At 70.1% G+C, this 10,348-nt stretch carries 8 protein-coding genes and 1 pseudogene; 6 read left to right on the top strand and 3 right to left on the bottom strand.

All coding sequences use genetic code 11. The features are described 5' to 3' along the window. Positions 1 to 68 precede the first annotated feature (68 nt). A pseudogene (locus ABZ016_RS42635) lies at positions 69 to 140 on the bottom strand (MerR family DNA-binding transcriptional regulator); the annotation flags it as partial. 42 nt (positions 141 to 182) lie between these two features. After that, on the bottom strand, positions 183 to 1,853 hold the full coding sequence (locus ABZ016_RS42640; RefSeq protein WP_356922187.1) for a DHA2 family efflux MFS transporter permease subunit: 1,671 nt from the start codon (positions 1,851 to 1,853) through the stop codon (positions 183 to 185). Positions 1,854 to 1,960: 107 nt separating this feature from the next. On the opposite strand from ABZ016_RS42640, the gene ABZ016_RS42645 reads away from it, so the two are divergent. Next, entirely contained in the window at positions 1,961 to 2,578 is a 618-nt protein-coding gene (locus ABZ016_RS42645; protein ID WP_356922188.1) for a TetR/AcrR family transcriptional regulator, read from the top strand. 85 nt (positions 2,579 to 2,663) lie between these two features. On the opposite strand, the gene ABZ016_RS42650 is transcribed toward ABZ016_RS42645, so the two are convergent. Next, a complete protein-coding gene (locus tag ABZ016_RS42650; RefSeq protein WP_356922189.1) occupies positions 2,664 to 4,052 on the bottom strand; it encodes a cation:dicarboxylase symporter family transporter in 1,389 nt (462 codons plus the stop codon). Between the two features lie 189 nt (positions 4,053 to 4,241). Here ABZ016_RS42650 and ABZ016_RS42655 point away from each other — a divergent pair, with 189 nt between their 5' ends. From ABZ016_RS42655 to ABZ016_RS42675, 5 genes are all read left to right on the top strand, one after another. Further along, positions 4,242 to 6,263 carry an ATP-binding protein gene (locus ABZ016_RS42655; protein ID WP_356922190.1) on the top strand — a complete coding sequence of 674 codons (2,022 nt, stop codon included), beginning with the start codon at positions 4,242 to 4,244 and terminating at the stop codon, positions 6,261 to 6,263. Beyond that, the gene (locus tag ABZ016_RS42660; RefSeq protein WP_356922191.1) at positions 6,260 to 6,958 is read left to right on the top strand and encodes a response regulator; all 699 of its coding nucleotides are present in this window, start codon (positions 6,260 to 6,262) and stop codon (positions 6,956 to 6,958) included. The genes ABZ016_RS42655 and ABZ016_RS42660 overlap by 4 nt, the downstream gene beginning before the upstream one ends. A 123-nt stretch (positions 6,959 to 7,081) precedes the next feature. Further along, positions 7,082 to 8,455 carry an extracellular solute-binding protein gene (locus ABZ016_RS42665; protein WP_356922192.1) on the top strand — a complete coding sequence of 458 codons (1,374 nt, stop codon included), beginning with the start codon at positions 7,082 to 7,084 and terminating at the stop codon, positions 8,453 to 8,455. A 16-nt stretch (positions 8,456 to 8,471) separates the two neighbouring features. Continuing rightward, positions 8,472 to 9,401, top strand: coding sequence for a sugar ABC transporter permease (locus ABZ016_RS42670; RefSeq protein WP_356922193.1), 930 nt, complete (start codon positions 8,472 to 8,474; stop codon positions 9,399 to 9,401). Between the two features lie 5 nt (positions 9,402 to 9,406). Continuing rightward, positions 9,407 to 10,246, top strand: a complete 840-nt coding sequence (locus ABZ016_RS42675; RefSeq protein ID WP_356922194.1) for a carbohydrate ABC transporter permease — start codon at positions 9,407 to 9,409, stop codon at positions 10,244 to 10,246. Positions 10,247 to 10,348: the final 102 nt, after the last annotated feature.

Consider the following 10,348-nt stretch of genomic DNA (forward strand, 5'->3'; position numbering starts at 1 on the left):
CGGCCGTCGCGGACCATCTCGCGCAGCGTGTCCGTCAGGTACGGCGCCCAGTTGCGGTTGCCCCAGTGCCCGCGCGACTCGTAGTACCGCAGCGTCCGCGTCGTGGTCCCGGCCCGTGCGGCCAGCTCGCCGATTCGCATGCGTACGAACGTAATCCTTGACCTCGGCGTCAAGGCAACAGGTCAACGGGTTCCGGCGGTCTCCGGCTTCCTCTCCGCCGCCGGCTTCTCCACGGCCTTCTCCTTGCGCGGCAGCAGCAGCGCCACGACGACCGTACCGGCGCCCAGGATCACCGCCCCGACCAGACTGGTGTGCGCCACGGCGTCGGCGAAGGAAGAACCGACCGCGTCGGCCATCTGCCGAGCCCCGCCCCTCAGTTGTCCGGCCTGCGCCCGGAGCCGTTCGGCCTGCTGGGGGTCGCTCGTGTGCGCCGCCTGTTCGGCCAGCTGCCGCGCCTTGTCCCCGATGCCCCGCGCCACGGCGTACCCGGCCCCGACGGAGTCCTGGGCCGTCTCCAGGGCGGAGGCGGGGAGCTTGCTGCCGGTCGTGGCGTCCGAGAGGTGCCCGGAGTAGGACGTCGCCAGCAGCGAACCGAGGATGGCGATGCCCAGCGAACCGCCCAGCTCCAGCGACGTGTCGTTCACCGCGCCGCCGACGCCCAGTTCGGACTCCGGGAAGGCCCCCATGATCGCGTCCGTGCAGGGCGACAGGGCCAGCCCGATCGCGAGGCCGAGGACGATCAGCGGCGCGACGAAGTCGCCGTACGACGACCCGGCGTCGACCTGGGTGAGCAGGGCGAGGGCCGCCGTACCGCCGACCATGCCGGCCGTGACGGTCCACTTCATGCCGACCCGCGGGGTGAGGTAGCCGGTGAGGGCCGAGCCCACGAAGACCGCGCCGGCCAGCGGCAGCATGCGCAGGCCGGTGTCCAGGGCGTCGTAGCCGAGGACGAACTGCAGGTGCTGGGTCAGGTAGTAGAAGGCGCCGAAGACGGCCAGGAAGAACAGGGCGACGGCGAGGTTGGAGCCCGCGAAGCGGCGGTCGGTGAAGCGGCGCACGTCCAGGAGCGGGCGCGGATGGCGCAGCTCCCACACCACGAACGCGACCAGTGCGGCACCGGCGACGATCGCGGCCGTGACGGCCTTGACGCCCCAACCGAAGTGCGGACCCTCGATGATCATGTAGACCAGCGCCGCGATCCATACCACCGACAGCAGTCCGCCGCCGTAGTCGATACGCCCCCGGCTCCCGGCCCGGGACGGCGGTACGAGGACGAAGGCGCCGACCACGGCCAGGGCGGCCACGGGGACGTTGATGAGGAAGGTCGACGACCAGCCGTGGTGCTCCAGCAGCGCCCCTGCGACCAGCGGTCCGGCCGCGATGGCGAGGCCGGCCGTGGCGGTCCACAGGGTGATGGCCTTGGCGCGTTCCGCGCGCGGGAACGTCGCGGCGAGCAGGGACAGCGTGGCGGGCATGATCATCGCGGCGCCGCCCCCCATCACGGCACGCGCCGCGATGACCGTCGTGGCACTGTCGGCCAGGTAGCCGAAGACCGCGCCGCCGCCGAACACGACGAGCCCCAGGACGAGCGCGCCCCGGCGGCTGTACTTGTCGCCGATCGCGCCCAGCAGCAGCATCAGCGCGGCGTACGGGACGGTGTAGCCGTCGATGACCCACTGCAGGTCGGCGCTGGACAGCCCCAGGTCCTGGGTCATGGCGGGCGCGGCGACGGTGAGGGCAGTGTTCGCCATCACGATGATCAGCAGGCTCAGGCAGAGCACGAGGAGCGCCCACCAGCGGCGTGCGTAGGGACGTTCCATCGCTTCGGCCGGTTCGGTCATGACGAGTCGCATGACGGTTTTGCCTTCCTCGCAGGCTTGCACAGGGGTGTGCATTTGCACAACACTGTGCAATGTACGTCGTTGCACAGTGCTGTGCAAGTCGATGGAGGAGAGGCACAATGACGTCCATGACCACGGGCAGCACCAGCCGCGCCGACGCCAACCGGCGCCGCATCCTCGACGTCGCCCTCGCCGAGCTGCTGCGGGACCCCGACGCGTCCATGGACCAGATCGCACGCGCCGCGGGCGTCGTACGGCGGACCGTGTACGGGCACTTCCCCAGTCGCGAGGCACTGATCAGCACACTCGTCGACGAGGCCGTTCAGGCCCTGTCGACCGCGCACGCCGCGGGCCGCGAGGACGTTCAGGACCCGGCCGAGGCCGTGGCGCGCTCGGTGCTGGCGGTGTGGGAGATCGCCGACCGCTACCGGCTGCTGGTCGCGCTCGCCCAGCGCACGGTCACCATGCAGGGCATCCGGGAGCGGCTCGCCCCGGTCCGGGAGCAGAGCGTCGGGCTGCTGCGGCGCGGGCTGGACGAGAACGTCTTCAGCTCACCGCTGCCGGCGCCGGCCCTGGCCTACGTGCACGAGCAGATGCTGTTCGCGGTGATGGAGGCCGTGAACGACGGCCTGCTGACAGCGCGAGAGGCGGGCCGCTGCGCCGCGGTCACCGTGCTGACCGCGGCGGGCGTGCCCGCCTCGAAAGCCACCGAGCTGGTGGCGAAGCTGAACGATTGATCGTCTGGGGGTTTTCCGGGGGTGATGACCGGGCGGCTGAGCGACGGGGGGAACACTCAGCCGCCCGGATTCCGGGGCGCGGCCGTCAGGCCTTCGCCAGCTCCTTCTCGCCGCCCTGCTCGGGAACCTCGACGTGGCCGTCGTCCGGGGTGTCGTCGTCGTCCAGCAGCGTCTTCTCGTCGAAGGGCAGCCGGCCCGCGAGGACCTCGTTGACGCGCTCCTTGTCGATCTCCTTCGTCCACGTGCCGATCAGCACGGTGGCCACGGCGTTGCCGGCGAAGTTGGTCAGGGCGCGGGCCTCGCTCATGAAGCGGTCGATGCCGACGATGAGGCCGACGCCGTCCACCAGGGCCGGCTTGTGCGACTGCAGGCCACCGGCCAGGGTCGCCAGGCCCGCGCCGGTGACACCGGCGGCGCCCTTGGACGCGACGAGCAGGAAGAGCAGCAGCGGGATCTGCTCGCCGATCGACATCGGCGTGCCCATGGCGTCGGCGATGAACAGCGAGGCCATGGTCATGTAGATCATGGTGCCGTCGAGGTTGAAGGAGTAGCCGGTCGGGACGGTGATGCCGACCACCGGCTTGCTGACGCCCAGGTGCTCCATCTTCGCGATGAGCCGCGGCAGCGCGGACTCGGAGGAGGAGGTGGAAAGGATCAGCAGGAACTCCCGGCCCAGGTACTTGAACAGCGCGAAGATGTTCAGACCGGAGATGACGCGCAGCAGGGCGCCGAGCACGACGATGACGAAGAGGAAGCAGGTGACGTAGAAGCCGAGCATCAGCACGGCGAGGCTCTTGAGCGCCTCCAGGCCGGCGGAGCCGGTGACCGCGGCGATGGCGCCGAAGGCACCGATCGGGGCGGCCCACATCACCATGGCGAGGATGCGGAAGACGAGCCGCTGGATGTGCTCGATACCGCGCAGGATCGGCTGGCCGGCCGAGCCCATGCCCTGCAGCGCGAAGCCGGCGAGCAGGGCGATCAGCAGGGTCTGCAGGACCGACTCGTTGGTGAAGGCCGACACGATCGTGGTCGGGATGATGCCGAGCAGGAACTCCGTGGTGCCCTTGGCCTCGGCGTCGATCTGCGCGTGACCGGCGTCCTTGACCGCGTCGGTCACCGCGAGGCCGGTGCCCGGCTCCAGGATGTTGCCGACGACCAGGCCGATGCCCAGCGCGACCAGCGACATCACCATGAAGTAGCCCAGGGCGATACCACCGACGGCGCCGACCTTGGCGGCCTTCCGCACCGAGCCGATGCCCAGCACGATCGTACAGAAGATGATCGGCGAGATCATCATCTTGATCAGGGCCACGAACCCGGTGCCGATCGGCTTCAGCCCGACAGCGAAGTCCGGTGCGGCCAGACCCACCGCGATACCGGCAGCGACCGCGATGATCACCGCGATGTAGAGGTAGTGCGTGCGGTCCCGCTTGGGTTTGCGTGCGGCAGGTGCCGTATCGGCTGCGCTGGTCACGGCGGCCCTCCTTGACGACGTCGTCGGCATCACCGGCGTGCGGCTCACGTCCGGGGAAACTCCGGGGAAACAGTGTGCAGAGCTCCCGGAGATGCGTTATGGGGAATGCCGTGACTATGTCCTTCTCTGTGAGCGCGGTCACCCTTCCGTTCATTTAGTTCACAATCAGCCAAGAGGCAGACTGACGACATGCGCATCTCCGTACCCCGCCCTCGCAGCCTGGCGGCCCAGCTCTTCGCCATGCAGGCGGTGCTCATCGCCGTCGTCGTGGCCGGATGCGCACTGTTCACCTATGTCAGCGACCGGAGCCAGGCCGAGGAGGCCGCGACGCGCCAGGCCAGGGCGGTGGCACGGTCCGTGGCGGACTCCCCGTCCGTGCTGGCGGCGGCCCGGTCCTCCCGGCCGACCGCGGAGCTCCAGCCGTACGCGCTGAAGGTGATGCGGGACACCGAGGTCGACTTCATCACGATCATGAACCCGCAGGGCATCCGCTGGACGCATCCCGACCCGGACCAGATCGGCCAGACCTTCCAGGGCCACACCGACCGGGCCCTGAGGGGCGAGACCTTCACCGAGACCTACACCGGCACCCTCGGCCCGTCGGTCCGAGCGGTCACGCCGATCCAGGACGGCACGCGGATCGTCGGCCTGGTGAGCGCGGGCATCCGGGTCGAGGCGATCAGCGAGCGGGTGCAGAGTCAGGTCACGGCGCTGCTGGGCGTGGCGGCCGGTGCACTGGTCCTGGGCGCCGTCGGCACCTACGTCGTCAACGCCCGGTTGCGCCGCCACACCCACGGGATGAACGCGGCCGAGCTGAGCCGGATGCACGACTACCACCAGGCCGCCCTGCACGCCGTACGCGAGGGGCTGCTGATGCTGGACGGGCAGTACCGTGTGGCGTTGATCAACGACGGGGGGCGGGAGCTGCTCGGCGTGGAGGGGAAAGTGGTGGGCAGGTCGGTGGCCGAGCTCGGGCTCCCCGCCCCGCTGACGGGTGCGCTGCTGGCGTCGGAGCCGCGGGTGGACGAGGTGCATCTGACGGCGTCGCGGGTCCTGGTGGTCAACACCTCGCCGGTGTCGGGCGGCGAGCGGCGGGGTACCGTCGTCACCCTGCGCGATGTCACCGAACTCCAGTCGCTGATGGGCGAGTTGGACTCCGAGCGGGGCTTCACGCAGGCACTGCGCTCACAGGCGCACGAGGCGGCGAACCGGCTGCACACGGTCGTCTCGCTGATCGAACTGGGCCGGGCGGAGGAGGCGGTGGAGTTCGCCACGGCCGAGCTGGAGCTGGCGCAGGCACTGACCGACCAGGTCGTCGCGGCGGTGAGCGAGCCGGTGCTGGCGGCGCTGCTGCTGGGCAAGACCGCCCAGGCCAACGAGCGGGGCGTGGAGCTGATGGTGTCCGAGGACAGCAGCCTGGACGACGGACTGCTGCCCGAGACCCTGCCGGCCCGGGACCTGGTGACCATCCTCGGCAACCTGATCGACAACGCCGTGGACGCGGCTCAGGGGAGCGCACGGGCCCGGGTGACGGTCGCCGCCTACACCAAGGACCGGGACGGCGCCCCGGAGCTGGTGCTGCGGGTCTCCGACACGGGCCCGGGCGTCGATCCGGAGCACGCCGAGGCGGTCTTCCAGCGGGGCTTCTCGACGAAGCCGGCGGGCCCGGGCGGCCGAGGCCTCGGGCTGGCGCTCGTACGCCAGGCGACACAGCGACACGAGGGCACGCTGTCGGTGACGGAGGCCGAAGGGGGCGGCGCGGAGTTCGAGGTACGACTGCCACTGGCCGAGCCGGACGACCGGACGCCCGGGGAGCCCCTCCGGGGTGGCACGGCGCCCGCACAACCCCTCGGGGAGAACTCGACACCCTTTGAGCCCGCCCGTGAGGGCACGGCGCCCGGACAAGCCGTCCCTGAGGACACAGCGCCCGAAGAGCCCCTCCGGAGTGGCCCGGCACCCGCACAACCCCTCCGGGAGAACCCGACACCCGGACAACCCGCCCGTGAGGGTGCGGCACCCGGACAAGCCCTCCCTGAGGACACGGTGCCCGGGGAGCCCCTCCGGGAGAACTCGACGCCCGAGCAACCCGTGCGTGAGGAGACGGAGCCCGGAGGCCCGGCTCCCGCCGTCCCGTCGTCCGCAGACCCCGCGTCGTCCCGTGGCGCGGTTTCCGGGGGCTCTACATCCAGGGGCTCTGGAGGCCACGCATGACGAGCGACACCACGAGACAGAAGGCCATCCGCGTCCTGGTCGTGGAGGACGACCCGGTGGCCGCCGACGCCCACGTGCTGTACGTCGGCCGGGTCCCCGGCTTCGTCGCCGTGGGCAAGGCGCACACCGGCGCGGAGGCCCGCCGGGCCCTGGACCGCACCCCCGTGGACCTGCTCCTGCTCGACCTGCACCTGCCGGACGTGCACGGGCTGCAACTGGCCCGCTCGCTGCGGGCGGCCGGACATCACGCCGACGTGATAGCGGTGACGTCCGCACGCGACCTGGCCGTCGTCCGCGAGGGCGTCTCCCTCGGGGTCGTGCAGTACGTCCTGAAACCGTTCACCTTCGCGACCCTGCGGGACCGGCTCGTGCGGTACTCCGAGTTCCACGCGGCGGTCGGCGAGGCGAGCGGCCAGGACGAGGTGGACCGCGCGCTGGCGGCCCTGCGCGCACCGGGCCCGGCCGCCCTGCCGAAAGGCCTGAGCGCACCGACGCTGGAGCGGGTGACGGTGGCCCTGCGCGACAGCGCGGAGGGCCTCACCGCGGCCGGTGTCGCGGAGACGGTCGGCATCTCCCGCATCACGGCCCGCCGTTACCTGGAACACCTGGTGGACGCGGGCCGCGCGGCCCGCCGACCGCAGTACGGAACGGTGGGGCGCCCGGAGTTGCAGTACCGCTGGGTCACCGGTCAGTGACGGGTCGTCAGTAACAGCCGGCCGCGATCGAACCCGCGCACACGCATTGACCTGACTAGACCACTCAACTTACGTTCACGACGCAGCCGTCCCGGCCACAACGAAGTGCGCCCGTAGGAGGTCGTGCCCGTGCGCCCCACCGCCGCCCTCACACCCTTCCTCACCCTCGTCCTCGCCGCGACCACCCTCACCGCCTGCGGTGGGGGCTCCGGCAGCGACCCGGACACCGTGAAGGTCTCCTTCAAACAGTCCACGGACAACTCCGTCAAGGTGATGGACACCTACCTCGCGGACATCAAGAAGCAGTTCGAGAAGGCCAACCCGGGCAAGAAGGTCGAGCTCGTCCCGATCAAGGCCCCGGACTCGGAGTACTACACCAAGCTCCAGCAGATGCTCCGCTCCCCCAAGACCGCCCCCGACCTGGTCTACGAGGACACGTTCCTCATCAACTCGGACATCACCAGCGGCTACCTCAAACCCCTCGACCCCTACCTCGCCAAGTGGCCGGACTGGAACCGGTTCGTCGACACCGCGAAGGCGGCGGCCAAGGGCGAGGACGGCAAGACGTACGGCGTCCCCGACGGCACCGACACCCGCGGACTCTGGTTCGACAAGGACATCTTCGCCAAGGCCGGCCTCCCCGCCGACTGGCAACCGAAGACCTGGAACGACGTCCTCACCGCCGCCCACGCCATCAAGAGGAAAGTCCCCGACACCATCCCCCTCAACGTCTACACGGGCAAACCGGTCGGCGAGGCGGCCACCATGCAGACCTTCGAGATGCTGCTCTACGGCACGAACGACGGCAGCACGGACCCCCTCTACGACAAGAACGCGAAGAAGTGGATCGCCGGCGGCAAGGGCTTCGAGGACGCGCTCCGCTTCGTCGAGACGGTCTACAAGGAGAAGCTGGGCCCGGACGTCTCCGACGCCCTCGACCCGAACGTGATGACCCGGGTCCGAGGCGAGTGGCTCCCGAAGGGCAAGCTCGGCATCGCCCTCGACGGCTCCTGGCTGCCGCAGGACTGGCTGCCCGGCAGCGGCCACGAATGGCCCGAGTGGTCGAAGAAACTCGGTCTCGCCGCCATGCCCACGCAGAACGGCCAGGCGCCCGGCAAGGTGAGCATGTCCGGCGGCTGGACCTGGTCGATCCCCGCCAAGGCCGGCAACCCGGACCTGGCGTTCGAGTTCATCAAGACCATGCAGACCAAGGCCAACGCGCAGAAGTGGTACGTCGCCAACTCCGGCATCGCGGTCCGCGAGGACGTCGCGAAGGACCCCGCGTACGCCACCGCCCAGCCCGGCATCAAGTTCTTCACCGACCTGGTGCGGAGCACCCACTACCGGCCCGCCTACCCGGCCTACCCCAAGGTCTCCACGGCCATCCAGGAGGCCATGGAGGGCGTGACGACGGGCGACACGTCGGTCGAGGAGGCGGCTCGCGGTTACGCGGACTCCCTCAAGGACGCCACGGACAACCAGGTCGTCGAGCGGTGAGCGGCGGTAAGCGCCGATGACCGCCACAGCACCGCACCCCGAGATCGGAAAGGCGCCCGGACCCCCTACCTCTCTCCGCCCCCGGCGAGGCCCCGGCACGCTGATCCGCACCCTCCCCCTGGCTCCCTCCGTCGTCCTCCTGCTCCTCTTCCTCGCCGGCCCGATCGCCTACTGCGTCTACATCGCCTTCACCGACCTCCAGCTCACCGGCCAGGCCCAGGAGTCGTTCGTCGGCTTCGACAACTTCACCCGGGCCTTCGGGGACGAGGCGTTCCTCAACGCCGTATGGCTGACGCTGGTGTTCACGGTGGTGTCGTCGCTGATCGGCCAGAACACACTCGGCCTGGCCCTCGCGGCCCTGATGCAGCGCGCGTCGAAACCGGTCCGCACCCTCACCGGCGGCATCGTCGTCACGGCGTGGGTGCTGCCGGAGGTCGTGGCGGGGTTCCTGCTCTACGCCTTCTTCCGCCGGGAGGGCACCCTGAACGCCATCCTGGGCTGGCTCCACCTGCCGTCCCAGAACTGGCTGTTCACCCTGCCCATCCTGGCGGTGTCCTTCGCCAACGTCTGGCGCGGTACGGCCTTCTCCATGCTGGTCTACTCGGCCGCGCTGAACGAGATCCCCAAGGAGATCACCGAGGCGGCGGAGGTCGACGGGGCCGGTGGCTGGCGCCGCATGTGGCACATCACCCTCCCGATGATCCGCCGCTCCATCGGCACGAACCTGATGCTCAACACCCTGCAGACCCTGTCGGTCTTCGGCCTGATCTGGGTGATGACGAGAGGCGGCCCGGGCGGCAGGAGCCAGACCCTCCCGCTCTTCATGTACGAACAGGCCTTCCAGAACAGCCTCATCGGCTACGGCACGGCGGTGGCCCTGCTGCTCCTGCTGGTCGGCTCCCTGTTCTCCCTCGTGTATCTGCGCCTGCTGCGGACGGAGGTCTGACCGACGTGGCCCTCCCCCTCTCCTCCCGTCGCACGGCCCACCGTCTCGCGGCCGACGCGGGGCTCCTGGTGGTCGCCGCCGCGTTCGTGCTCCCCCTGGCCTGGGTGGTCCTGTCCGCCCTGGACCCCCGTGCCGACCTCCGTGTGAAGGCCCCCGACGGCCTCACCCTGGACAACTTCGACGCGATCCTCACGTCGGACGTCACTTTCACCCCCCTCCTCAACAGCCTCATCCTGTGCGGCGGTGCGACGCTGCTGACGGTGGGGTGCGCGGCGCTGGCGGCCTATCCGCTCTCCCGCTTCCGCTCCCGCTTCAACCGCCCGTTCCTGCTGACGATCCTCTTCGCGACGAGCCTGCCCATCACGGCGATCATGGTTCCGGTCTACGCGCTGTTCGTCCGAGTGGACCTGATCGACACCATGCAGGGCACGATCTTCTTCTTCGCCGCGTCCCAACTGCCGTTCGCGATCTGGCTGATGAAGAACTTCATGGACGGTGTACCGAAGGAACTGGAGGAGGCGGCGTGGACCGACGGGGCGGGGGCCCTGCAGTCCCTGGTCCGTATCGTCCTGCCCCTGATGGGGCCGGGCGTGGCCGTCGTGACGGTCTTCTGCTTCGTCATGATGTGGGGCAACTTCTTCGTCCCCTTCATGCTGCTGCTCACACCCGACCAGATGCCGGCGTCGGTCAGCATCAACGACTTCTTCGGGAATCGGGGGATGGTGGCGTACGGGCAGTTGGCGGCGTTCTCGATCGTGTACTCGACGCCGGTGGTTCTTCTGTACGTGTTGATCGCGCGGCGGTTGGGGGGAGGGTTCGCGCTGAGTGGGGCGGTGAAGGGCTGAGCGCGTTGTCGCTGAGGCCGGGTGGGTCCGCAACCCGGCGGAGCGGGGTGCCGCTGCGCCCACCCGTGCCGCCCCAGCGGCACGACTGCCCGCAGCTAGGGC

The sequence above is a fragment of the Streptomyces sp. NPDC006372 genome, from assembly GCF_040612515.1.
Lineage (GTDB): Bacteria > Actinomycetota > Actinomycetes > Streptomycetales > Streptomycetaceae > Streptomyces.

Coding starts and splice junctions, on each gene's coding strand:
- ABZ016_RS42640 (WP_356922187.1), bottom strand. CDS start 1,853: ATGCGACTCGTCATGACCGAACCGGCCGAAGCGATGGAACGTCCCTAC.
- ABZ016_RS42645 (WP_356922188.1), top strand. CDS start 1,961: ATGACGTCCATGACCACGGGCAGCACCAGCCGCGCCGACGCCAACCGG.
- ABZ016_RS42655 (WP_356922190.1), top strand. CDS start 4,242: ATGCGCATCTCCGTACCCCGCCCTCGCAGCCTGGCGGCCCAGCTCTTC.
- ABZ016_RS42660 (WP_356922191.1), top strand. CDS start 6,260: ATGACGAGCGACACCACGAGACAGAAGGCCATCCGCGTCCTGGTCGTG.
- ABZ016_RS42670 (WP_356922193.1), top strand. CDS start 8,472: ATGACCGCCACAGCACCGCACCCCGAGATCGGAAAGGCGCCCGGACCC.